This window comes from Pseudomonas sp. SF2 (assembly GCF_036858055.1).
Taxonomy (GTDB): Bacteria; Pseudomonadota; Gammaproteobacteria; order Pseudomonadales; family Pseudomonadaceae; genus Aquipseudomonas.
The window spans coordinates 1-21,618 of sequence record NZ_JAMBDI010000011.1; the positions used below are offsets into that span (position 1 = coordinate 1).

The 21,618-nt window shown below is 64.2% G+C and carries 24 protein-coding genes; 8 read left to right on the plus strand and 16 right to left on the minus strand.

Annotated features, from left to right (window positions below; all coding sequences use genetic code 11):
* Positions 1 to 92: 92 nt before the first annotated feature.
* Complete coding sequence (purU, locus tag M2S36_RS08150) at positions 93 to 944, minus strand: formyltetrahydrofolate deformylase (RefSeq protein ID WP_023662871.1); 852 nt, start codon at positions 942 to 944, stop codon at positions 93 to 95.
* Positions 945 to 1,226: 282 nt separating this feature from the next.
* Here purU and mvaT point away from each other — a divergent pair, with 282 nt between their 5' ends.
* Positions 1,227 to 1,604: a histone-like nucleoid-structuring protein MvaT gene (gene mvaT / locus M2S36_RS08155; RefSeq protein ID WP_063913248.1), complete on the plus strand. Its 378-nt coding sequence runs from the start codon at positions 1,227 to 1,229 to the stop codon at positions 1,602 to 1,604.
* Positions 1,605 to 1,688: 84 nt separating this feature from the next.
* Here the strand turns inward: mvaT and sbcB are convergent, their stop codons facing one another.
* From sbcB to M2S36_RS08170, 3 genes are all read right to left on the minus strand, one after another.
* Entirely contained in the window at positions 1,689 to 3,122 is a 1,434-nt protein-coding gene (gene sbcB, locus M2S36_RS08160) for an exodeoxyribonuclease I (protein WP_233694145.1), read from the minus strand.
* A gap of 75 nt (positions 3,123 to 3,197) precedes the next feature.
* On the minus strand, positions 3,198 to 3,557 hold the full coding sequence (locus M2S36_RS08165; protein ID WP_207834632.1) for a PilZ domain-containing protein: 360 nt from the start codon (positions 3,555 to 3,557) through the stop codon (positions 3,198 to 3,200).
* A gap of 123 nt (positions 3,558 to 3,680) precedes the next feature.
* Positions 3,681 to 4,067: a tetratricopeptide repeat protein gene (locus tag M2S36_RS08170; protein WP_207834621.1), complete on the minus strand. Its 387-nt coding sequence runs from the start codon at positions 4,065 to 4,067 to the stop codon at positions 3,681 to 3,683.
* A 179-nt stretch (positions 4,068 to 4,246) separates the two neighbouring features.
* Between M2S36_RS08170 and pyk the strand changes: the two genes are divergently transcribed.
* Positions 4,247 to 5,701, plus strand: coding sequence for a pyruvate kinase (gene pyk, locus M2S36_RS08175; RefSeq protein ID WP_063913252.1), 1,455 nt, complete (start codon positions 4,247 to 4,249; stop codon positions 5,699 to 5,701).
* A gap of 138 nt (positions 5,702 to 5,839) precedes the next feature.
* Here the strand turns inward: pyk and M2S36_RS08180 are convergent, their stop codons facing one another.
* A complete protein-coding gene (locus tag M2S36_RS08180; RefSeq protein WP_233694144.1) occupies positions 5,840 to 6,760 on the minus strand; it encodes an iron-sulfur-binding ferredoxin reductase in 921 nt (306 codons plus the stop codon).
* 277 nt (positions 6,761 to 7,037) lie between these two features.
* Here M2S36_RS08180 and M2S36_RS08185 point away from each other — a divergent pair, with 277 nt between their 5' ends.
* The gene (locus tag M2S36_RS08185; protein WP_025340505.1) at positions 7,038 to 8,561 is read left to right on the plus strand and encodes a fumarate hydratase; all 1,524 of its coding nucleotides are present in this window, start codon (positions 7,038 to 7,040) and stop codon (positions 8,559 to 8,561) included.
* Positions 8,562 to 8,680: 119 nt separating this feature from the next.
* Here the strand turns inward: M2S36_RS08185 and M2S36_RS08190 are convergent, their stop codons facing one another.
* Together M2S36_RS08190 and M2S36_RS08195 are read right to left on the minus strand one after the other, a co-directional pair.
* The gene (locus tag M2S36_RS08190) at positions 8,681 to 9,553 is read right to left on the minus strand and encodes a carbon-nitrogen hydrolase family protein (protein ID WP_207834616.1); all 873 of its coding nucleotides are present in this window, start codon (positions 9,551 to 9,553) and stop codon (positions 8,681 to 8,683) included.
* Positions 9,550 to 10,140, minus strand: coding sequence for a GNAT family N-acetyltransferase (locus M2S36_RS08195; protein WP_063913256.1), 591 nt, complete (start codon positions 10,138 to 10,140; stop codon positions 9,550 to 9,552). The genes M2S36_RS08190 and M2S36_RS08195 overlap by 4 nt, the downstream gene beginning before the upstream one ends.
* A gap of 115 nt (positions 10,141 to 10,255) precedes the next feature.
* Between M2S36_RS08195 and M2S36_RS08200 the strand changes: the two genes are divergently transcribed.
* Positions 10,256 to 10,654 carry a nuclear transport factor 2 family protein gene (locus M2S36_RS08200; RefSeq protein ID WP_025340507.1) on the plus strand — a complete coding sequence of 133 codons (399 nt, stop codon included), beginning with the start codon at positions 10,256 to 10,258 and terminating at the stop codon, positions 10,652 to 10,654.
* Between the two features lie 118 nt (positions 10,655 to 10,772).
* On the opposite strand, the gene M2S36_RS08205 is transcribed toward M2S36_RS08200, so the two are convergent.
* The 6 genes from M2S36_RS08205 to M2S36_RS08230 form a co-directional block, all read right to left on the minus strand.
* Positions 10,773 to 11,351: a DJ-1/PfpI family protein gene (locus M2S36_RS08205; RefSeq protein ID WP_233687045.1), complete on the minus strand. Its 579-nt coding sequence runs from the start codon at positions 11,349 to 11,351 to the stop codon at positions 10,773 to 10,775.
* Positions 11,352 to 11,401: 50 nt separating this feature from the next.
* On the minus strand, positions 11,402 to 12,559 hold the full coding sequence (locus M2S36_RS08210) for a phospholipase D-like domain-containing protein (protein ID WP_207834614.1): 1,158 nt from the start codon (positions 12,557 to 12,559) through the stop codon (positions 11,402 to 11,404).
* 1 nt (position 12,560) lies between these two features.
* Positions 12,561 to 13,142, minus strand: a complete 582-nt coding sequence (locus M2S36_RS08215; protein WP_207834612.1) for a YceI family protein — start codon at positions 13,140 to 13,142, stop codon at positions 12,561 to 12,563.
* 44 nt (positions 13,143 to 13,186) lie between these two features.
* Entirely contained in the window at positions 13,187 to 13,483 is a 297-nt protein-coding gene (locus tag M2S36_RS08220) for a hypothetical protein (protein ID WP_063913260.1), read from the minus strand.
* The gene (locus tag M2S36_RS08225) at positions 13,480 to 14,562 is read right to left on the minus strand and encodes a serine hydrolase domain-containing protein (RefSeq protein ID WP_207834610.1); all 1,083 of its coding nucleotides are present in this window, start codon (positions 14,560 to 14,562) and stop codon (positions 13,480 to 13,482) included. Before M2S36_RS08225 ends, M2S36_RS08220 begins: the two co-directional genes overlap by 4 nt.
* Positions 14,563 to 14,737: 175 nt before the next feature.
* Complete coding sequence (locus M2S36_RS08230) at positions 14,738 to 15,625, minus strand: acyl-CoA dehydrogenase family protein (RefSeq protein WP_241105971.1); 888 nt, start codon at positions 15,623 to 15,625, stop codon at positions 14,738 to 14,740.
* Positions 15,626 to 15,785: 160 nt separating this feature from the next.
* On the opposite strand from M2S36_RS08230, the gene olsB reads away from it, so the two are divergent.
* The gene (gene olsB / locus M2S36_RS08235) at positions 15,786 to 16,541 is read left to right on the plus strand and encodes an L-ornithine N(alpha)-acyltransferase (RefSeq protein WP_207834606.1); all 756 of its coding nucleotides are present in this window, start codon (positions 15,786 to 15,788) and stop codon (positions 16,539 to 16,541) included.
* Positions 16,541 to 17,329 carry a lysophospholipid acyltransferase family protein gene (locus tag M2S36_RS08240; RefSeq protein ID WP_207834604.1) on the plus strand — a complete coding sequence of 263 codons (789 nt, stop codon included), beginning with the start codon at positions 16,541 to 16,543 and terminating at the stop codon, positions 17,327 to 17,329. Before olsB ends, M2S36_RS08240 begins: the two co-directional genes overlap by 1 nt.
* Positions 17,330 to 17,451: 122 nt before the next feature.
* Here the strand turns inward: M2S36_RS08240 and M2S36_RS08245 are convergent, their stop codons facing one another.
* Positions 17,452 to 18,036, minus strand: coding sequence for an acyl carrier protein phosphodiesterase (locus M2S36_RS08245; RefSeq protein WP_207834602.1), 585 nt, complete (start codon positions 18,034 to 18,036; stop codon positions 17,452 to 17,454).
* Positions 18,037 to 18,186: 150 nt separating this feature from the next.
* On the opposite strand from M2S36_RS08245, the gene M2S36_RS08250 reads away from it, so the two are divergent.
* Entirely contained in the window at positions 18,187 to 18,489 is a 303-nt protein-coding gene (locus M2S36_RS08250) for an ArsR/SmtB family transcription factor (RefSeq protein ID WP_063913266.1), read from the plus strand.
* 17 nt (positions 18,490 to 18,506) lie between these two features.
* Positions 18,507 to 19,556 carry an alkene reductase gene (locus M2S36_RS08255; RefSeq protein ID WP_207834600.1) on the plus strand — a complete coding sequence of 350 codons (1,050 nt, stop codon included), beginning with the start codon at positions 18,507 to 18,509 and terminating at the stop codon, positions 19,554 to 19,556.
* Between the two features lie 108 nt (positions 19,557 to 19,664).
* Here M2S36_RS08255 and M2S36_RS08260 read toward each other — a convergent pair whose 3' ends face one another.
* Both M2S36_RS08260 and M2S36_RS08265 read right to left on the minus strand, forming a co-directional pair.
* Positions 19,665 to 20,534, minus strand: a complete 870-nt coding sequence (locus M2S36_RS08260) for an ATPase (protein WP_207834598.1) — start codon at positions 20,532 to 20,534, stop codon at positions 19,665 to 19,667.
* An 87-nt stretch (positions 20,535 to 20,621) separates the two neighbouring features.
* Positions 20,622 to 21,617 (minus strand): NAD-dependent epimerase/dehydratase family protein, encoded by a 996-nt coding sequence (locus M2S36_RS08265; protein ID WP_207834596.1) that lies wholly within the window; start codon positions 21,615 to 21,617, stop codon positions 20,622 to 20,624.
* Between the last annotated feature and the right edge of the window lies 1 nt (position 21,618).

Consider the following 21,618-nt stretch of genomic DNA (forward strand, 5'->3'; position numbering starts at 1 on the left):
ACAAATGGGGCGCACCTCACTTTGTGGGAGCGGCCTTGCGTCGCGAAAGGGCTGCGCAGCAGCCCCAGGATCTCACCGACAACCCGACTCTGTCAGTCAAACACCACAGTCTTGTTGCCATGCACCAGCACCCGGTCTTCCAGGTGGTAACGCAGGCCACGGGCCAGCACCATCTTCTCCACATCACGGCCAAAGCGGACCATGTCGTCGATGCTGTCGGCATGGCTGACACGCACCACGTCCTGCTCGATGATCGGGCCGGCGTCCAGCTCTTCGGTGACGTAGTGGCAAGTCGCGCCGATCAGCTTCACACCACGCAGGGCGGCCTGGTGATACGGCTTGGCGCCGACGAACGACGGCAGGAAGCTGTGGTGGATGTTGATCACCTTTTCAGCATAGTCCTGGCACAGTTGCGGCGGCAGGATCTGCATGTAGCGGGCCAGCACCACCACATCGGCAGCGTGCTCCTGCACCAGGCGCGACACTTCGGCAAAGGCCGGGGCCTTGTCCTTGGGGTCGACCGGTACATGGAAGAACGGAATACCGTGCCACTCGACCATGCTGCGCAGGTCGTTGTGGTTGGAAATCACGCAGGGGATCTCGCAGTCCAGCTCATCGGTGTGCCAGCGGTGCAGCAGGTCGGCCAGGCAGTGCGACTCGCGGCTGGCCATCAGCACCACGCGCTTTTTCTGCGCCGAGTCGGTAATGCGCCAGGTCATGGAGAACTCTTCGGCGATCGGCGCAAACGCCTCGCGGAAGGCTTCGATACCGAACGGCAGCGATTCGGCGCGGATTTCATGGCGCATGAAGAACCAACCGCTCTGCTCATCGGAGTGGTGGCTGGCTTCGTTGATCCAGCCATTGTACAAGGCCAGGAAATTACTGACTTTCGCCACGATGCCAACACGGTCGGGGCAGGCGATCACCAGACGATAGGTGCGCATGAATGAGACTCCAGAACTTCGCAAAGGCGATCATTCTAGCGGCCCGCCAGGAAAAACGCAGTATTGATCGCAGCGGCCGTAGCCTGTGTAGCTGTCGAGATGCACCGCCGTCACTCTCTGACAGACATGACGAAATGCCGGGTTAATTGTAAATTTTTGTTCACGCAGAGATATGTTGTCACAGCTTAATTAACAGTTAATTGCCCAACAATATGTTTACTTGCGAGTATCGCCTGTCTATTATTGCCCCACACATTTCTGAAACGCATTAAGGAACACTCCATGTCCCTGATCAACGAGTACCGCGCTACCGAAGAAGCCATCAAGGAACTTCAGGCCCGCCTGGCCAACCTGTCGCAGGATGACAAGCTGAAGAAAGAACTGGAGTTCGAAGGCAAACTGCGCACCCTGATGGGCGAGTACTCCAAGTCGCTGCGCGACGTGATTGCCCTGCTCGACCCAGATTCGAAACTGAGCAAAGCCCCTCGTGGTGCGGTCAAGACTACCGCCACCAAGCGTGCGCGCAAGGTCAAGCAATACAAGAACCCGCACAACAATGAAGTGATCGAAACCAAAGGCGGCAACCACAAGACCCTGAAAGAGTGGAAAGCCAAGTGGGGTGGCGATGTGGTTGAAAGCTGGGCAACCCTGCTGGACTGATAGTCCGCATACGCCTTTTGCTTATCGCAACGAAAACGCCGGCACATTGCCGGCGTTTTTGTTTGTCCGCGTTTTTTTCAGCGCTCAGCCAACTGCAAACTGTGCCTGCAATTGCCGGGCATGCACCTGCCAGGCCTCCAGCACACGCCGCCCCGCCTCGTCGGCGCCTTCCCAGGCCTGCTGCCGCGCCCGTTCGAAGTCGCCCAGCGTATTCGGCGCCCCCCACTGCGGGTCACTCAGGCGTTGCTGGCAGAAGCTGAACCAGCGTTGCCGCTCTTCGCCGGTCAAGGTCTCCGGGAAGTTGCGCGCCCGATAGCGGAACAACAGTTCAGGCAGGCGCGGATCATCGAACATCCAGTGCCCGCGGCCCAACTGCGCCGGTTCCAGTGCACGAACTTGCTCGCATAAGCGGCGGTCACGGTCCCCCAGAAAACCGTCATACAACTGTTGTTCCGGGTCTTCACTCGGGGTGAAGTCTTCCTTGCCGTAGATGTGTTCCAGCTTGTCTTGCCATTGCGCCTGTTGCTTGGCCAATGCTTCGCCGCGCAATTGTAACAACGTCAAGTCCAGGCCCAACCGTTGTTGATCGGCCGGGCGCAATACCGAGAGTGGCGCCAGTACCGGGCAGCGATTGATCTGCACCAGTTTGAGCGGCACGGGTAATTCACCCTCGGCCAGTTCTTCATGGCGGGTATACAAACGCTGGCGTAGAACTTCAGCACTTTCCCGTAGTAACGGTAGGGTTTCCTGATGCAGGTCGCACACAATCAGTGCATTGCGATTACGCGGGTGCCAGGCTAATGGCAATATGACACCAAGGTAATTACGTGCCGCCGAAAAGCGCCCGGATATATGCACCAGTGGCTGCAACAAACGGACCTGCTCCATCACTTTATGCTTACTGCGCAACTGGAACAGCCACTCATACAACTTGGGCTGTTTCTGCCGGATCAGGCGGGCCAGGGCGATGGTTGCCCGCACGTCGGAAAGCGCTTCGTGGGCATGCCCATGGTCGATGCCATTGGCCTTGCTCAGCAGTTCCAGACGCAGGCTGGTGCGCCCATCCTGTTGTGGCCACTCGATGCCGTCCGGGCGCAATGCATAGGCCGTGCGTACGATGTCGATCAGGTCCCAGCGGCTATTGCCGCCCTGCCATTCTCGGGCATAAGGGTCGAAAAAGTTGCGGTACAGGCTGTAGCGGGTCACTTCGTCGTCGAAGCGCAGGGTGTTGTAGCCGGCGCCGCAGGTACCTGGGAGCGCCAGTTGCGCGTGCACCCGGGTCATGAACTCGGCTTCGCACAAGCCCTGCTCGGCCAGCAGTTGCGGGGTGATGCCGGTCACCAGGCAGGCGGCCGGGTGCGGCAGGATATCGTCGGAGGGCCGGCAATAAAGGCTGATCGGCTCGTCGATTTCGTTGAGGTCGAAGTCGGTGCGCACGCCGGCCACCTGCAGCGGCCGGTCACAGCGCGGATTGATGCCGGTGGTTTCGTAGTCGTGCCAGAAAATGCTGGAGGTCACGGGGTCGTCCTGTATCGAGGTCGACCCGATTCTAGCGCGATTCCGGCACGACTCCAGCGAGCCAGAGCGCGGGGCTCAGACGGAAGCGTTGGCAGGGCGGAAACTGAAATAGTCACGCAACGAGCGGACGAATTCGTCGTACTCGCGGGGCGCCTGCAGCAGCATGAAGCCCGAATCGTAGTGGCCGGGCGTCTGGTCTTCGCGGCACCACAGGCAGCTGGCGGTGAGGTTGACGAACTGATGCCCGCCGCCGACCAGCGGCAGGCGCAATTGCAGCTCATAGTCGGGCCCTACCAGTACAGGTAGCTGGCTGATCAGCATCAGCCCGTCTTCGGAGGCGTTGCCCAGCTGGCCGATCGACTGACCGGTAAAGCGGTTGAACACCTTGAGAACACAAGGCAGCTGATGGCGTTCGATGTGGCGCTTGTTGAACATGATCGCAAGTGCAGTCCGTATCCGATGCCAGGAATACGAGGAACTGGCGGTTGTTGTAACAGCTGAGTTACAGATTAGCGCAGCGCGCGCGGCAAATCCCGTGAAATAAATCACACCTTGGTGTTAACGCCAAGGTGCGGCACTCACCGGGTGGGCCACGGCGGCTTCGGCGCCGCGCAAATGGCCGAGTTTCTCCAGGGTCTGCAGGCGTGCCTGGGCGCGATAGGCATACTCATTGCCCGGGTACTGCTGGATCAGGTACTGGTAGGTTTGCGCGGCATCCACGTACAACGCCTGGCGCTCCAGGCACTGGCCGCGCAGCAGTGACACTTCGGGGTGGATGAACGGGCGCGCACGGCTGGTGCGGTCGACCTGCGACAGCTCGAGCATGACCCGTGCGCAATCGCCACGGTCGTAGGCGCGGTAGGCGTTGTTCAGGTGGTGGTCCATGGACCAGCGGGTGCAGCCGACGGCGCTGGCCGCCAAGACTAAAACGATCAGGGCTCGCATGGGGGTCTCCTTTGATGCCAGTGTATCGGCCTTTGCCGGCAAATCTTCACACCCTTTTGCAAGGATACCCTGCCCGTTCAAATGCCACCCTGCCTTGGTCGCAGGTAGTGCAACGGAACAATGACTACAGCGCAATTGAGGAGTAGCCTTTCGCTGCGCTTCACTATAGGAGTCTGTGCATGAGCATCCGCCGTACCAAAATCGTCGCCACCCTTGGCCCCGCCAGCAACTCGCCGGAAGTGATCGAACAGCTGATCCTCGCCGGCCTGGACGTGGCACGCCTGAACTTCTCCCACGGCACTCCGGACGAGCACAAGGCCCGCGCGCGCCTGATCCGAGACATCGCCGCCAAGAACGGCCGCCATGTTGCACTGCTGGGCGACCTGCAGGGTCCGAAGATCCGCATCGCCAAGTTCGCCAACAAGCGCATCGAACTGAAGATCGGTGACAAGTTCACCTTCTCCACCGCCCACCCGCTGACCGAAGGCAACCAGGACATCGTCGGTATCGACTACCCGGACCTGGTCAAGGACTGCGGCGTTGGTGACGAATTGCTGCTCGACGATGGCCGCGTGGTCATGCGCGTCGAGACCGCCACCGCAGACGCCCTGCACTGCGTGGTGATCATCGGTGGCCCGCTGTCGGACCACAAAGGCATCAACCGTAAAGGTGGCGGCCTGACCGCGCCGGCCCTGACCGAAAAAGACAAGGCCGACATCAAGCTGGCCGCGGAAATGGACCTGGACTACCTGGCCGTGTCCTTCCCGCGTGACGCCAGCGACATGGAATACGCGCGCAAGCTGCGTGACGAAGCCGGCGGCAGCGCCTGGCTGGTGGCCAAGATCGAGCGCGCCGAAGCCGTTGCCGACGACGAGACCCTCGACAAGCTGATTGCCGCCTCCGACGCCGTGATGGTTGCCCGTGGCGACCTGGGCGTGGAAATCGGCGACGCCGAGCTGATCGCCATCCAGAAGAAGATCATCCAGCACGCCCGCCGCAACAACAAGGCGGTGATCGTGGCGACCCAGATGATGGAGTCGATGATCCAGAACCCGATGCCGACCCGCGCCGAAGTGTCCGACGTGGCCAACGCCGTGCTGGACAACACCGACGCGGTAATGCTGTCGGCTGAAAGTGCCGCCGGTGCCTACCCGATCGAAGCCGTCCAGGCCATGGCCCGCATCTGCCTGGGTGCCGAAAAGCACCCGACCAGCCAGAAGTCCAGCCACCGCCTGCACACCACCTTCGAGCGCTGCGACGAGAGCATCGCCCTGGCGGCCATGTACACCGCCAACCACTTCCCGGGCGTGAAGGCGATCATCGCGCTGACCGAGAGTGGCTACACCCCGCTGATCATGTCGCGCCTGCGTTCGCACGTGCCGATCTTCGCCCTGTCGCCGCACCGTGCTACCCAGGCGCGTGCCTCGATGTTCCGCGGCGTGTACCCGATCGCCTTCGACCCGGCCTCGCTGCCGGCCGACAAGGTGAGCCAGGCAGCGGTCGACGAACTGCTCAAGCGTGGCCTGGTGGAGCAAGGTGACTGGGTGATCCTGACCAAAGGTGACAGCTACCACACCATCGGTGGCACCAATGGCATGAAGATCCTGCATGTCGGTGATCCGCTGGTCGGTTGATCCCGCCAAGGGGCCGCGCCATGGCCCCGTTCGCGGGCACGCCCGCTCCCACAGGGTTAGCAACAAGCCTGAGGCTAGCGCTGTACCTGTGGGAGCGGGCGTGCCCGCGAATGGGCCGGCACGATCAACACAAATGCCTCAGGCATGCTCGACAAACACATCAGCAAACACCTGCCCCCGCGGCACCCCGGCAATGAACAGCCGTCGGGCAAACCGCTCGACACTCCCCGGTGCCCCGCACACCAGCGCCACCGTCTGCCGCGTTGAAGGCCGCAACCCGGCCAACGCTTCATCCAACTGCTCCACCAGTACCAACTCGACATTCACATTCGCCATTTCCCGCAACGGCTCTGCCAAGTAATGCCCGGTGCTGTCCCGCGCCACATGCAGTACCCGAATCTCGCCACGGTGCCCCTGCCGTACTGCCTCGCGCAAGATGCCCCACAGCGGAGCAAGCCCCGTTCCGGCAGCCAGCAGCCAGAGCGGCCGATCCTGCCAGTCCGGGTCGTAATGCAAAGCCCCGCCCCTGAATTCACCCAGGCGCAGCACATCACCCACCTGCAGGCCACGGACCTTGTCGCAAAAAGCACCTGGGCGCTGGCAATCGATGTGAAACTCCAGAAAGTCATCTTCCCCCGGCAGGCTGGCCAGGGAATACGGCCGCGCTACCGAACCCTTCCACAACACCACATGCTGCCCCGCCTGGTAACGCAGTGCCCGCTCGGGCCGCAGCCGCACGCGCAACACATCGCCGAACCAGTCCAGGGCACAGACCTGAGCCGGCACACCATCCTGTTGCGGGTCGAACAACGCTACATGCAGGTCCTCGACCACACGGCACTGGCAAGCCAGACGCCAGCCCAAGGCATGCTTGTCCAGCGCCATGGCCTCGGGCAGCGCATCCAGCGGTTGCCCGGCCAGGCAGTGCACCAGGCAGGCATGGCAGCTGCCGGCGCGGCAGCTGTAAGGCACATTCAGCCCGGCCTCGTTCAAGGCATCGAGCAGGTTGCTGCCGGCCGGCACCGCCCAGCGGCGCTCGCCCACGCAAAGTTCGGGCATGTTCAGCTATCTCTTCCAGCTCTTGGGTTTCCGGGGCCGCGTTGCGGCCCCCTCCCAGCATCCTATCTCTACAGCAAGGCAGCAAGAACAATGCCTGCCCCCTGCCGACCATGGTCCAGACCACTCGCAGGTGTTTCAGACGGAGAGGCACGCTATACTGCCGCGCCCTTTTGCGTCGGCCATGCTGCCGGCGCGCCTTTGCAAGGCGTTTCGACACGCTGGTCGGCACCGTCGAGCGTCTATATGAATGTTCCCGTCTTTAAGAGGAGCGCGCTGCATGACCGTGATCAAGCAAGACGACCTGATTCAGAGCGTCGCCGATGCCCTGCAATTCATCTCGTACTACCACCCCGTCGATTTCATCCAGGCCATGCACGAGGCCTATCTGCGTGAAGAGTCGCCTGCTGCGCGCGATTCCATCGCCCAGATCCTGATCAACTCGCGCATGTGCGCCACCGGCCACCGCCCGATCTGCCAGGACACCGGTATTGTCACCGTGTTCGTGCGCGTGGGCATGGACGTGCGTTGGGACGGCGCCACCCTGAGCGTCGACGACATGATCAACGAAGGTGTGCGTCGCGCCTACAACCTGCCTGAAAACGTCCTGCGCGCTTCGATCCTGGCCGACCCGGCCGGTGCCCGCAAGAACACCAAGGACAACACCCCGGCAGTGATCCACTACTCCATCGTCCCCGGCGACAAGGTCGAGGTCGATGTCGCGGCTAAGGGCGGCGGCTCGGAGAACAAGTCGAAGATGGCCATGCTCAACCCGTCCGACTCGATCGTCGACTGGGTACTGAAGACCGTCCCGACCATGGGCGCTGGCTGGTGCCCGCCTGGCATGCTCGGCATCGGCATCGGCGGTACCGCCGAGAAGGCCGCGGTGATGGCCAAGGAAGTGTTGATGGAGTCCATCGACATCCACGAACTGAAAGCCCGTGGCCCGCAGAACCGCCTGGAAGAAATCCGCCTGGAGCTGTTCGAGAAGGTCAACCAGCTGGGCATCGGCGCCCAGGGCCTGGGTGGCCTGACCACCGTGCTCGACGTCAAGATCATGGACTACCCGACCCACGCCGCTTCGCTGCCGGTGTGCATGATCCCCAACTGCGCCGCCACCCGCCACGCCCACTTCGTGCTCGATGGCTCCGGCCCGGCCGAGCTGGAAGCGCCGTCGCTGGACGCCTACCCGGAAATCGTCTGGGAAGCCGGCCCGAGCGCCCGTCGCGTCAACCTCGACGCCATCACCCCGGAAGAAGTCGCCAGCTGGAAGCCGGGCGAAACCATCCTGCTCAACGGCAAGATGCTGACCGGCCGCGATGCCGCGCACAAGCGCATGGTCGAAATGCTCAACCGCGGCGAAGAGCTGCCGGTGGACCTGAAAGGCCGCTTCATCTACTACGTCGGCCCGGTCGACCCGGTCGGTGACGAAGTGGTAGGCCCAGCCGGCCCGACCACCGCTACCCGCATGGACAAGTTCACCCGCCAGATCCTCGAACAGACCGGCCTGCTGGGCATGATCGGCAAGTCCGAGCGCGGCCCTGCCGCCATCGAAGCGATCAAGGACAACAAGGCCGTGTACCTGATGGCCGTCGGCGGCGCTGCCTACCTGGTGGCCCAGGCCATCCGCAAGTCGAAGGTCCTGGCCTTCGCCGAACTGGGCATGGAAGCGATCTACGAGTTCGAGGTCAAGGACATGCCGGTGACCGTCGCCGTGGACAGCAACGGTGAGTCGGTACACATCACTGGCCCTGCCCTGTGGCAGAGCAAGATTGCCCAGAGCCTGGCAGTCGAAGTGAAGTAAGCCTGATGTAACCGTGTCGCCTTCTTCGCGGGTAAACCCGCTCCCACAGGGACAGCGCAAGCCTGGGGCTACGCGCTACCTGTGGGAGCGGGTTCACCCGCGAAGAGGCCGCCCCTGTTCTACACAATTCGTTCGAACTGCTCCGGCCAGTCCCTGCGGGTAAAAACCTGCCCTTCCCGCCTCACCCGCCGTACTTCCTCCAGATCCACCTCACAGACCAGCCACTGACTAGTGACAGGGCTCAATTCTTCACTCAAGGCCACCACCCCATCCCCCGGCATCCCGTGATCCGGCGGTACGAACAACCCTGCCCGGCCGATATTCTCGTCCAGCGCCGGCGACCAGGGCGCCAGCCCGACCGTAGGGCTCTGCAACACCGCAAGCTGGTTCTCCAACGCCCGCGCCTGCGCGCCAATGCGCACCCGGTGGTAACCGGCCTCGGTGTCGGTACAGCTCGGCGCCAGGATCAGGTCGGCACCAGCCTCGGCCAGGCGCCGGGCCAGCATCGGGAATTCGTTGTCGTAGCAGATCAGGATCCCCATGCGCCCCAGTTCGGTTTCAAACACCTGCAGCCCCTGGCCCGCAGCTATGTCCCACTGCTCCCGCTCGAAGCGGGTCATCATCAGCTTGTCCTGGTAGCCCATTACACCCTTGGGGCCGAACAGCCAGGCACGGTTGCGGTAGCGCCCATCACTGTCCAGCACCGGTACGCTGCCCGGTTGCAGGTAGATCCCCCAGCGCCTGGCAAGGCTCTCGCACAGCGCCTTCCATGGCTCGATCAGCGGCTGGATGCCGGCGATGGAAGCCTTCAGGTCACCCCGCTGCTCGGCACTCAGCTGCCCGCTCAGCACCAGCCCGGCGTACTCCGGCAACAGCAGCAGGCGGGCCCCCGCCTCCACCGCCTCGGCGCACAGGCCTTGCAGGTGGTCGGCGTAGGCGTCCCAGGTTTCATGCAGCTCGATGGCGTACTGGCAGGCAGCCAGACGGATCATATCGGCAGTTCCTTGAGCCAGAACGACATCAGCTTGTCGGAGCTTTCCTGCTCGTCCAGGTCACGCCAGGCGTAGCTGGTGCGCAGCGACGGGTCGTGCAGGAAGCCGCGGTTCCGCCAGAAGCCGTGCAACGGCTTGTAGTCCACTGGCCGCCGCGGATGCACCCCTGGCCGCTCGACCGCGCAGAACGCGCAGTAATCGAACTCGGCCAGCTTGTGCGCGTAGGACTCGCGCTCGATGAAAAAGCGCACCCCCAGGCCCTGGCCACGGTATTCGGGCAGTACTACCGATTCACCGAAGTAGTACACGCTGGCCGGGTCACGCCCCTGGGCCAGGAACGGCTGCTGGAACTCGGGGGCGACATCCACCAGCGGCAGGCCGGTGGAGGCGCCGACCACCTTGCCGTCGTCCAGCGCCAGCACCACCAGGCTGCGCCCGGAGCGCGCATAGGTGGCCAGGTACTCGGCCTCGTACTCCGGGGTGCCGTCATAAAGGTAGGGAAACTCGCGGAACACGGTAAGGCGCAGGCGAGCGAGGTCATCGATGTAAGGCGCGATAGCGGCGCCGTGCAACAGGCGTATTTCCATGCTTGGCGGTCGTTTTGTCGATGTGGATGACGCGCTCGGCTAAGCCGGGCTTGAGGGGAAACCCTATCATCCGGAGCAACGACCCGCCTTTTCCCTCCACGACAGGTATTGTTCCATGACCGCTACCGAACTGGTAAATGCTTACTACGCCGCCTTCAACGCTGGAGACATGCCCGCCTTTCTCGCCCTGCTCAGCGAGGATGTGATCCACGACATCAACCAGGGCGAGCGGCAGATGGGCAAGGCCCGGTTTGCAGCGTTCATGGACAAGATGAACCGCTGCTACCGCGAGCGCCTGGCCGATATCGTGGTGATGCAGAACGCCGACGGCAGCCGCGCGGCGGCGGAGTTCACCGTGCATGGGGAATATCTGGCCGATGACGAAGGGTTGCCGGCGGCCAACGGGCAGACCTATGTGCTGCCGGCAGGGGCGTTCTTCTATATCCACTGTGGGAAGATTGCCCGGGTGACCAACTACTACAACCTCAATGACTGGGTCGAGCAGGTGGCCTGATCAGGGGGGATTGCCTGTACTGGCCTCTTCGCGGGCACGCCCGCTCCCACAAGGATCCCACACGACTTCAGAGCAGTGAGGTACATGTGGGAGCGGGCATGCCCGCGAAGAGGCCCTGTCAGGCTATACGGGTACCAAGCACCTTGAGGAAGGCAGCCAGCCACGCCGGATGCGCCGGCCATGCCGGTGCCGTCACCAGGTTGCCGTCCACATGCGCCTGGTCCACCGCGATATCGATGAATGTCCCACCCGCCAGGCGCACTTCCGGCGCACACGCCGGGTACGCACTGCATTCACGCCCTTCCAGCACACCGGCCGCTGCCAGCAACTGGGCACCATGGCATACCGCCGCGATCGGCTTGCCGGCCTGGTCGAACGCACGCACCAGCTCCAGCACCTTTTCATCCAGACGCAGGTACTCTGGCGCACGGCCACCCGGGATCAACAACGCGTCGTAACTCTCGGCCCGCACCCGCACAAAGTCATAATTCAAGGCAAAGTTGTGCCCCGGCTTTTCGCTGTAGGTCTGTTCGCCCTCAAAATCATGAATCGCGGTACGCACCGTCTGCCCCGCGACCTTTTCCGGGCATACCGCATGCACCGTGTGCCCGACCATGCTCAGCGCCTGGAACGGCACCATGACCTCGTAGTCTTCGACGTAGTCACCAACCAGCATGAGAATTTTCTTCGCCGTCATCGCACCCACTCCTTCGATTGCCTTGAGAAGTCACTGCACGATAGCCGGTCTCAGTCGCGACGGTCGAGCAAGTTGACCACCAACCGGTCCAGCCAACCCCACAACCGCTGCTTCACCCGGCGCCATAGCGGCCGGGCATGCCACTGCCCGAGGTCGACCACCTCGCTCAAGGCAAAATCACGCTCGAAGCTGGCCTGCACGGCCGCCGTCAGCGGCGGGTCGAGGGCCTCGATATTGGCCTCGAGGTTGAAGCGCAGGTTCCAGTGATCGAAATTGCATGAGCCGATACTGACCCAGTCGTCGATCAAAACCATCTTCAGGTGCAGGAAACACGGTTGATACTCGTAGATGCGCACCCCGGCGCGCAGCAAACGGGGGTAATAGCGGTGCCCGGCGTAACGTACCGAGGGGTGATCAGTGCGCGGACCGGTCAGCAGCAGCCGCACATCGACCCCCTTGCCGGCAGCCCGTCGCAGCGAGCGGCGCACGCTCCAGGTCGGCAGGAAGTAAGGTGTGGCCAGCCACACTCGCTGCTTGCCGCTGTTGATCGCCCGCACCAGCGAATGCAGGATGTCCTGGTGCTGGCGGGCGTCGGCATAGGCTACCCGGCCCATGCCCTGCCCCTGCGCAGGCACCTTGGGCAGGCGCGGCAGGCCAAAGCCCTCGGCGGGGCGCCAGGCGGTGCGACGGTTGTTGGCGTGCCACTGGCGGTCGAACAGCAACTGCCAGTCGTTCACCACAGGCCCCTGCATCTGCACCATCACCTCGTGCCACTCACTGGTCGCCTCGCCCGGCGTCCAGAACTCGTCGGTGACGCCCGTGCCGCCCACCACGGCCCAGCGCTCATCCACCAGCAGCAGCTTGCGGTGATCGCGGTACAGGTTGCGCAGGCCGCGCTTCCAGCGCAGGCGGTTGTACCAGCGCAGGTACACACCCGCGTCCAGCAGGCGCTGACGCAGCTTGCTGTTGAAAGCCAGCGAGCCATAGTCGTCGAACAGGCAGCGCACCCGCACGCCGCGTCGGGCGGCCTGCTCCAACGCTTCGACCACCGCATCCGCGCAGTCACCGGCCTCGACCAGGTACAGCTCCAGGTCGACCTGGATTTCGGCGCGCATGATCGCCAGGAGCATGCGCGGAAAGAACTCGGGGCCGTCGATCAGCAGTTCGAACTGGTTGCCATCCCGCCAGGGGAAGACCGGCCCCGGCATGTCAGCGGGCGGTGAAGATCAGCACCGCGCTAACCGGCACCGACGGGTTGATGGACGTGAGCCCGGCGAACTTGCGCAGGCGTTGCAGCCCGGGCAGCAGGCCGAAATCCTCGGCGCGCAGCACCAGGGGCTCAAGGGTCACCACCTGGAAGCGTCGCTCGTCCAGGCGGGTGGCCAGCAGCAAAGCGTTGTAGCTGTGCGACTGGCCATGCAGAGTCACCGTCAGCGGCAGGCGCAGCTCGATCTGGGCACCGTTGGCCAGGTCGTTGATCGGCCGCAGGTCCAGTTGCGCCTGCACCTTGGCTTCGGCAAAACGCTCGACCTCGAACAGGTCCTCGCGCATGCGTTCGTCACGCAGCGGAACGCCACTGCTCACCGAGTCCATCTCGATACTCAGCCCGGCAACGCCCTTGCGGTCGACCGTGCCATGCAGCACCAGAAAGCGGTGCACTTCGGCGGTGTTACCGTTCTTGCCGGTAATGAACGAAAGGCGCGAAGACTCGCCATCGAGGTGCCAGTTGGCGTGGGCGGGCAGGCAAAAAGCCAGCAACAAGGCGGGCAGCAGGCGGGGCAGCTTGAACATGACAGATCTCGTGAAACCAGACCGCCAACCTTACCCGCCCGCCTTCATGGCAGCAAGCGGCAGCCCTCGCGCGGGCCTTGCCAGGCGGCCTGATTGCGTCGGCCCAGGCCTTCGGCGGTGACCTGCCGCTGTTGGCTGTTTTCCTCCAGCAGGCTCAGCGGCAGCCATTGCTTCACGTAGCCTTGGCAATACGCCGGTTCGAAACCCATGACGAAGCGGCACGAGCAGTATTCCTTGGCCGAGTAGGCCGAAAGGATACCGGGGAAGTCCGCCAGGGCCTGGCGCTCGTGCCAGGCCCAGTACACCAGCCCCAGCAATACCAGCAGTACTACCCGCTTCATGCCCCCTTCCCGGCCAGCGCCACCAGTATTCGCCTGAGCATCTCGTCGTGCTGGTAGCTGCCGTCGCGGTCATCGGCGTATCGCACGATCACCAGCTTTTGCGCGGGCAGCACGTACAGCGCCTGGCCCCAGTGGCCAAGGGCTGCGTAGGTGTCGGCAGGCGCACTCGGCCAAGGCCGTGCAGCGCCGGCCAGCGGCTGGTTGAGCCACCAGTGTCCGCCGGGGTTGGCCTCGCCGGGCACTGCTTCGGCCGCGGCGAACGGCGTGCGGTTGAAGGCCACCCAGGGCCTGGGCAGCAATTGCCGATCCTGCCAGCGCCCCTCACGCTGCATCAGCAGGCCGATGCGTGCCAGGTCGCGAGCGCTGAGGTACAGGTAGGACGAGCCCACGTAGGTACCCGCCCTGTCACGCTCCCATACCGCGCTGTCGATCCCTAACGGGGTGAACAGCGCATGCCAGGGGTAGTCGGGGTACTGACTGGCATCGAGCATGCCGCGCAGCGCGGCGGCCAGCAGGTTGCTGTCGCCACTGGAGTAGAGAAACCGCTGGCCCGGGCTGGCCACCGTGTCCCGCGCTGCCGTATAGGCCGCCATGTCCTCGCGGCCACGGGTATACAGCATGGCAACCACTGATGACTTGAGCGGGGCGTACTCGTAGTCCTCCTGCCAGTCCAGGCCGCTGGCCCAATGCAGCAGGTCGGCCATGCGCACGCCAGGATGGGCCTGCATGGCCGGGTAGAAGCGGGTGACCGGGTCCTGCAGCTGGAAGCGGCCTTCGCCCTGGGCTACCCCCAGCAGCGTGGCAAGCACGCTCTTGCTGATCGACCAGGTGAGGTGGGCGGTGGCGGCGCTGGTCGGGGGGGCGTAGCGTTCGTGGAGGATGCGCCCGTCGCGGATGATCAGCAGCGCGTCGGTGCGGATGCCGCTGCGTTCGGCAGTGGTGCGTGCGGGGAAGGCGTAGGCGTCGACGGCTTGCCAGTCGAGGGGGGCAGGGTCGTTGTGCCAGTCAGGGTCAGGCCAGACCTCAGCCTTGGCAGGGGCCATGGCCATACAAAAAAACAGCAGCAGACCTTTCAGCATCCCAGTACAGGCTCGCGTTATTTGGGGCTGCCTTGCAGCCCTTCGCGGGCCCGCCCGCTCCCACAGGGATCGCACCATTCATGGAGTCAGCGACATACCTGTGGGAGCGGGCAAGCCCGCGAAGGGCCGCACAGCGGCCCCAGGAATCATCGGATCACACCAACCTACCAGGCATTCATGACAATCCCGCAGCAGCCCACGCCTTGTTCAGCCGCTTCTCCCGCGCCGCCGCCGCCAGCGCCATCACCCCTTGGTCACGCTGCCAGATCTGCGCCCAATGCGCCGCCCCCGCCGCCAACGCGGCATCGATTTCCCCCCGCAGCGCCTGGAACTGCGCAAACAACCCGCCCAGCAACAAATGGCAGCCAACGCTATCGGCACACTGCCGGCTACCCTCGGCACACCCGGCCAGCAGCCCAAGCAACTGCAGGCGCAGGGCCTGCGGCCAGGCGCACTCCTGCCCAACGCCATACAGCCAGGCCGTCAACGCCGTAAGCACATACAAGTCCTCCAGCGAACGGAACGGCTTCACATAGGCATCCCAACCATCACCGGCCAGCAACTCGCACGCAGCCTGCTCCAGCACCAGCCGCCCATGGCCCACCTCTGGCATCAGCGGCAGGGTGGGCAGCGCTTCCAGCGTCACCCCTGGCTCCCCGGGGTAGACCACCGCCAGGTTCAACTGCGGCGCCGCCCCCGTCGCCTCGCTGCGCGCCGCCACCAGCAGCCATTCCGCCTCCAGGCCCGCAGTGACGAAATCCTTGCTGCCGGTCAGCCGCAAGCCGTCCAGGCGCGTGCGCATGTCCGCCGGCCGCACGCTGCGCCGTTCGGTGGCACACAGGGCACCGAGGCTGGGTGGGGCACTGGGCCACAGCACGCGCAAGGCGGCCTGGTAGCCGACCAGGAAAGCCAGGCCCGGGGTGGCCATTGCGCGCCCACCGAGCACCGCCAGTTCGAACGGGGCAACCGGGCCAAGGCGCTCGAGCAGCACTGCGTAGGTTTCGCCCAGGGTGCCCGCCAACCCTTGGCGAAGCGGGTCGTTGAGTCGTTGCAACCAGGCCATCGGTCGGCTCCTTGCTGAGGGGCTTTCTGTTAAGACTCAGGGGGTGTCACGCAAGCATCACCAAAGATTCACAGGGGTGACACCCCGTCTACCTAGGCTGACTTTGCACAACAAAGCCGACCGGCCGCAACCCTTCATGGCTGGCTTATGGAGACTCGTAATGACTCGGATCGCTCACGCTGGCGACAACAGCACCGAACGCCGTCTGCAAGCCGAACGCCTGGTTGGCGCCGCGGCCCTGCAAGAAGCCCAGGCCCTGCGCTACAAAGTGTTCAGCGCCGAATTCAAGGCCAGGCTCAAAGGTGCCGAGCAAGGCCTGGACATGGACGACTACGACGTGCACTGCCGCCACATTGGCGTACGCGACCTGAGTACCGGCGAGCTGGTTGCCACCACCCGCCTGCTCGACCATCAGGCCGCCAGCAGCCTGGGCCGCTTCTATAGCGAAGAAGAATTCAGCCTGCACGGCCTGTTGCAGCTGCAGGGCCCGATCCTGGAGCTGGGCCGCACCTGCGTAGCCCCCGACTACCGCAACGGTGGCACCATCGCCGTGCTCTGGGGCGAACTGGCCGAAGTGCTCAACGAAGGCCGCTACAGCTACCTGATGGGCTGCGCCAGCATCCCCATGCAAGATGGCGGGGTACAGGCCCACGCGGTGATGCAGCGCCTGCGTGACCGCTACCTGTGCACCGAGCACCTGCGTGCCGAGCCAAAGAACCCGTTGCCCAACCTGGCCCTGCCACACAACGTCATCGCCGAAATGCCACCGCTGCTCAAGGCGTACATGCGCCTGGGCGCGAAGATTTGCGGCGAGCCATGCTGGGACGAAGACTTCCAGGTGGCCGACGTGTTCATCCTGCTCAAGCGCGACGAGCTGTGCCCGCGCTACGCCCGCCACTTCAAGGCAGCGGTCTGATGCCGAAGCTGCGGGTACTGGCCCGCCTGACTCGACTGCTGCTGGTACTGCTGCAGGGCATGCTGATGGCCAGCGTGATCGCCCTGGGCGAACGCCTGGGGTTCAAGGCGCCCATCGAGCGCCGCCAGCGCTGGACCTGCCTGTTCATGAAGCGCCTGGTCGCGGCCCTGCCCTTCGATGTGCGGGTGGTTGGCGAGCTGCCGCAGCGGCCGATGCTGTGGGTCAGCAACCATGTGTCCTGGACCGATATCCCCCTGCTCGGCATGCTGCTGCCGCTGTCGTTCCTGTCCAAGGCCGAGGTGCGCCACTGGCCGGTGGCCGGCTGGCTGGCGGAGAAGGCCGGCACCCTGTTCATCCGCCGTGGCGGGGGCGACAGCCAGCGCCTGCGTGAACAGATCGCCGGGCAACTGGGCCTGGCCCGGCCGCTGCTGATCTTCCCGGAAGGCACCACCACCAACGGCCGTAACCTGCGCACCTTCCATGGCCGCCTGCTGGCAGGCGCCATCGACCGCGGCGTGGCGGTGCAGCCGGTCGCCATCCAGTACCTGCGCGCTGGCCAGATCGACCCGATTGCGCCGTTCATTGGTGATGATGACCTGGTGTCGCACCTGATGCGCCTGTTCGCCCAGCCGCGTGGGGAGGTTTGCATTCAGCTGCTGCAGCCGATCGGCAGCGTGGGCAAGGAGCGAGCGGTGCTGGCGTTGCAGGCGCAGCAGGCGATTCACCTGGCGTTGTTCGGGGTTGAAGACGTTGAGCTGGCGCCACGGCGGCAGGCGCGGGCAGCCTGAATTCTTGCACTGCCAGTACCGGCCTCTTCGCGGGTAAACCCGCTCCCACAGGGATAGTGTGATCCCGAAGATAGCGCTGTACCTGTGGGAGCGGGTTCACCCGCGAAGAAGCTGGCACAGGACTAACAGCCAGACAACCGGCCAGCCGCTGCAAACACCTGCAACTGCGGATAAAACGCCCTGAAGTCCGCCAGCAATGGCTCATACAGCCGCTCCAGCTCCCCCATCACCCCAACCATCCCCTCCGGCCGCGACAAGCGCCGGGCAATGCCGTTGAACACCTGCTCCAGCGTGGCAAAATCCCCATACGCCCCCAGCCAGTCATCCGCCGCCATGAACGGCGCAATCCGCGCCAGCCGCCCCGGCAACTCGGGCTCCGCCAGCAACACCCGATAAAAGTCCCCGGTGAACTGCTCCAACGGTTGCTCGGCATAATCCCGCCAATGCCGCGCCAGGCAATGGTCGAAAAACACATCCAGAACAATGCCGGCAAAACGCCGCCGTTCCCGTGGGAAGCGCGCCAGTGCCGCCTGCACCAACGGGTGCTGGTCGGTATAGCTGTCGATATGCCGATGCAGCCGGATGGCCGCCTCCAGCGCAGGTGGGAAGCGCCCTTCCAGCGAGCCCTTGACGAAGTCGCCATACAGGCTGCCAAGCAGTTGTTGCGGCGCCGGGCCGCCGAGGTGCAGGTGTGCGAGGTAGTTCATGAGCGCAGTCTAACACCGCCGGCCAGTATATCGTTATAACGCGATATAGCGATTCGCACTCAGCTCAGAACCTCTTGGTATTTGTATATCGGGAAACCACGATTTACATTTCGCCCTATCGCGATATACCGCTACAACGAGCCTCAACCCATGCCTCTCGATCTCGACGAAATCATAAAAGCGCTGGCCCACCCGGTCAGGCGAGAAATCCTCAGCTGGCTGAAGGACCCGGCAACGCAGTTTCCCGACCAGTACCACAGCACCGAGAACGGTGTGTGTGCCGGGCAGATCGACCAACGCTGCGGCCTGTCGCAGTCGACCGTTTCCGCCCACCTGGCCACCCTGCAGCGCGCCGGGCTGATCAGCAGCCAGAAGATCGGCCAATGGCACTTCTTCAAACGTAACGAAACCACCATCCAGGCGTTTCTCGAACAACTGCGCCAAGCACTCTGAACAGGCAGGTAACCGTCATGACCACGCTTTTCGATCCGATCACCCTGGGCGACCTGCAACTGCCCAACCGCATCATCATGGCCCCGCTCACCCGCTGCCGGGCCGACGAAGGCCGCGTGCCCAATGCGCTGATGGCCGAGTACTACGTGCAGCGCGCCAGTGCCGGGCTGATTCTCAGCGAGGCGACTTCGGTCAGCGCCATGGGCGTCGGCTACCCGGATACCCCCGGTATCTGGAACGACGAGCAGGTGCGTGGCTGGAACAACGTGACCAAGGCCGTGCATGCCGCTGGCGGGCGCATCTTCCTGCAGCTGTGGCACGTTGGCCGCATCTCCCACCCCAGCTACCTGAACGGTGAACTGCCGGTGGCCCCCAGCGCGATCCAGCCCAAGGGCCATGTAAGCCTGGTGCGCCCGCTCAGCGACTACCCCACCCCGCGCGCGCTGGAAACCGAAGAAATCATCGACATCGTCGAGGCCTACCGCAGCGGCGCCGAGAATGCCAAGGCTGCCGGTTTCGATGGCGTGGAGATCCACGGTGCCAACGGTTATTTGCTCGACCAGTTCCTGCAGAGCAGCACCAACCAGCGCACCGACCACTACGGCGGCTCGCTGGAAAACCGTGCGCGCCTGCTGCTGGAAGTGACCGATGCGGCCATCGAGGTGTGGGGCGCGAACCGCGTGGGCGTGCACCTGGCGCCGCGTGCCGATGCCCATGACATGGGCGATGCCGACCGTGCCGAAACCTTTACCTACGTGGCCCGTGAGCTGGGCAAGCGGGGCATCGCCTTCATCTGCTCGCGGGAACGGGAAGCCGATGACAGCATCGGCCCGCTGATCAAAGAGGCGTTCGGTGGCCCGTACATCGTCAATGAGCGGTTTGACAAGGCCAGCGCCAATGCGGCCCTGGCCAGTGGCAAGGCCGATGCAGTGGCGTTTGGCGTGCCGTTCATCGCCAACCCTGACCTGCCGGCGCGGCTGGCGGCGGATGCGCCGCTGAACGAGGCGCGGCCGGAGACCTTCTATGGCAAGGGGGCGGTGGGGTATATCGACTATCCGCGGTTGTGATTGAGGGCCATTCGCGGGCACGCCCGCTCCCACAGGTACAGCGACAAGCTTGAAGATTGTGCTGCCCCTGTGGGAGCGGGCGTGCCCGCGAAGAAGGCTCAGGTAATCTCAGGGCCGGGCGTTGATCTGCTGCTGCAGGTTCTGGATCTGGCTCTGCAAGGTATTCAGGTTGCGGGTCGTCTGCGCCCGGAACGCATCGAACTCCTGCACCGAAGCACCACCCGCCGACGACGCAGCCGGGCGGTTGTCGATCTGGCTCTTGAGCACCAGGATGTCCTGCTCCAGGTCCTGGATGGCCGCGCTCGGGTTACCCTGCTTCTTCAGCGCCGCCACTTCGCTGCCCAGGCTCTTGAGCTGCCCGTCCAGCTTGGCGCCATCCACCTGCGCGGCCTTCAGCGCAGCAACCTGTTCGTTCAGGCCCTTGAACTGGGTATCCAGCTTGCCACCATCGACCTGACCCGAGCGCAACGCGGCCAGTTCGCCATTCACCAGCTTCAACTGCGCCTGCAACTGGCTTTGCAGCTCGGTCACGGCCTTCTGCTGTTCACGGGTATCGGCCAGCACTTGCTCCAGGCGCTTGCCCAGGTCGCCGGTCTGCCCGGCCACCCCCTTCTGCAACTGGCGCAGCTGCAGCTTCAGCGCCTCGCTGCTGGTAGTGGCGCCGGACTCGCTGGCCGCCACCTTGCCGCTGATCGCCTGCAGGCGCCCGGCCGCCTCTTCGCTGATGCGGGCAAAGCTTTCCTGGGTCGCCACCAGCTGCTGCTCCATCAGCGAGATCTGCTGGAAGCTCCACCAGCCGAGGCCCGCCAAGGCGATGAACGAGGCCCCGAGCAATGCCCACAGCGGTGCCGTGCTGGCACCGCGAGCGGCTTTCTGGCGGCTGCGCACCACGTGCGCCGGCATCAGTTCGTCATCGTCATGGGTGCCGGCCCGCAGGGTAGGCACGTCATCGTAGTCATCGTGAGCATGGTTACGCATGGATACATTCAACCGCGGTAGTCGCAAAGAGGCACGAGTATAAACCGCCAGCGCGGCGTGTTGATGTCCATTGTCGGCCCGGCGGTTTCACTGCCCCGGCGGCTGGTGCTTCCACCAGGCACAGAACTCATCCAGCGCCGTCCACAGGCTGACCTTGGGCTGGTAGTCCAGGTACTGCCGGGCGCGGCTGATATCCAGGGTGAAATCGCGGCTCATCACCTGCATCCCCAGGCGCGACAGGGTCGGTTGCGGGCGCCCAGGCCACAACATGCAGGCCGCCTCGTTCAGCGCGGCCAGGCTGTAGGCCAGGCCGTAGGAGCGGTAGCGGGTAACTTGCGGCAGCTGCATCTGGCGCATCACGTAGTTGACCACGTCCCATAGCGGCAACGGCTGGCCGTTGCTGATGTTGTAGGCCTGGCCCAGCGCCCGGTCGTCGGCGAGCAGGGCGCTGAGCAGCGCTTCGTTGAGGTTGTGCACGCTGGTGAAATCGACTTTGTTCAGGCCGTTGCCGATGATCGCCACACGCCCCTTGCGCTGCATCTGCATCAGCCGCGGGAAGATACTGGCATCGCCGGCGCCGGTGACGAAGCGCGGACGCAGCGCCAGCACCTCAAGGCCGAACTCCTGGGCACCGAACACTTTCTGCTCGGCCATGTACTTGGTCTGCCCATAGTGGTCGTGGAAGCGGCGCGGCACCTGGTCTTCACGGATATCCAGGCGCGAGCGGCCATTGAAGTAGATCGATGGCGATGACAGGTGCACCAGGCGTCGTACGTGCTCCTTCAAACAGCCCTCGACCACGTTTTCGGTGACCACCACATTGCCTTGGTAGAAGTCCTGGTAGCGCCCCCAGTTGCCCACCGCGCCAGCGCAGTGCACCACGGCCTCGACGCCCTGGCACAGGCGACGGGCCAGCTCGGCATCACCCAGGTCGCCGGGGATGAACTGGGCGCCGCGCTTGACCAGGTGCTCGACCCCTTCGGCCCGACGGCCGCTGACCCGCACGTCCAGGCCCTGCTCCAGGGCAAAGCGCGCAAAGCGCCCGCCAATGAAGCCACTCGCGCCGGTGACCAGAATTCGCATG

Coding starts and splice junctions, on each gene's coding strand:
- M2S36_RS08190 (WP_207834616.1), bottom strand. CDS start 9,553: ATGATCCGTCTGGCTGCCTGCCAGTACGCCATCGAGCTGCATGAAACC.
- pyk (WP_063913252.1), top strand. CDS start 4,247: ATGAGCATCCGCCGTACCAAAATCGTCGCCACCCTTGGCCCCGCCAGC.
- mvaT (WP_063913248.1), top strand. CDS start 1,227: ATGTCCCTGATCAACGAGTACCGCGCTACCGAAGAAGCCATCAAGGAA.
- M2S36_RS08230 (WP_241105971.1), bottom strand. CDS start 15,625: ATGGCCTGGTTGCAACGACTCAACGACCCGCTTCGCCAAGGGTTGGCG.
- purU (WP_023662871.1), bottom strand. CDS start 944: ATGCGCACCTATCGTCTGGTGATCGCCTGCCCCGACCGTGTTGGCATC.
- M2S36_RS08245 (WP_207834602.1), bottom strand. CDS start 18,036: ATGAACTACCTCGCACACCTGCACCTCGGCGGCCCGGCGCCGCAACAA.
- M2S36_RS08165 (WP_207834632.1), bottom strand. CDS start 3,557: ATGTTCAACAAGCGCCACATCGAACGCCATCAGCTGCCTTGTGTTCTC.
- M2S36_RS08180 (WP_233694144.1), bottom strand. CDS start 6,760: ATGCCCGAACTTTGCGTGGGCGAGCGCCGCTGGGCGGTGCCGGCCGGC.
- olsB (WP_207834606.1), top strand. CDS start 15,786: ATGACTCGGATCGCTCACGCTGGCGACAACAGCACCGAACGCCGTCTG.
- M2S36_RS08220 (WP_063913260.1), bottom strand. CDS start 13,483: ATGAAGCGGGTAGTACTGCTGGTATTGCTGGGGCTGGTGTACTGGGCC.
- M2S36_RS08210 (WP_207834614.1), bottom strand. CDS start 12,559: ATGCCGGGGCCGGTCTTCCCCTGGCGGGATGGCAACCAGTTCGAACTG.
- M2S36_RS08215 (WP_207834612.1), bottom strand. CDS start 13,142: ATGTTCAAGCTGCCCCGCCTGCTGCCCGCCTTGTTGCTGGCTTTTTGC.
- M2S36_RS08200 (WP_025340507.1), top strand. CDS start 10,256: ATGACCGCTACCGAACTGGTAAATGCTTACTACGCCGCCTTCAACGCT.
- M2S36_RS08265 (WP_207834596.1), bottom strand. CDS start 21,617: ATGCGAATTCTGGTCACCGGCGCGAGTGGCTTCATTGGCGGGCGCTTT.
- M2S36_RS08185 (WP_025340505.1), top strand. CDS start 7,038: ATGACCGTGATCAAGCAAGACGACCTGATTCAGAGCGTCGCCGATGCC.
- M2S36_RS08225 (WP_207834610.1), bottom strand. CDS start 14,562: ATGCTGAAAGGTCTGCTGCTGTTTTTTTGTATGGCCATGGCCCCTGCC.
- M2S36_RS08195 (WP_063913256.1), bottom strand. CDS start 10,140: ATGGAAATACGCCTGTTGCACGGCGCCGCTATCGCGCCTTACATCGAT.
- M2S36_RS08205 (WP_233687045.1), bottom strand. CDS start 11,351: ATGACGGCGAAGAAAATTCTCATGCTGGTTGGTGACTACGTCGAAGAC.
- M2S36_RS08250 (WP_063913266.1), top strand. CDS start 18,187: ATGCCTCTCGATCTCGACGAAATCATAAAAGCGCTGGCCCACCCGGTC.
- M2S36_RS08255 (WP_207834600.1), top strand. CDS start 18,507: ATGACCACGCTTTTCGATCCGATCACCCTGGGCGACCTGCAACTGCCC.
- M2S36_RS08240 (WP_207834604.1), top strand. CDS start 16,541: ATGCCGAAGCTGCGGGTACTGGCCCGCCTGACTCGACTGCTGCTGGTA.
- M2S36_RS08260 (WP_207834598.1), bottom strand. CDS start 20,534: ATGCGTAACCATGCTCACGATGACTACGATGACGTGCCTACCCTGCGG.
- M2S36_RS08170 (WP_207834621.1), bottom strand. CDS start 4,067: ATGCGAGCCCTGATCGTTTTAGTCTTGGCGGCCAGCGCCGTCGGCTGC.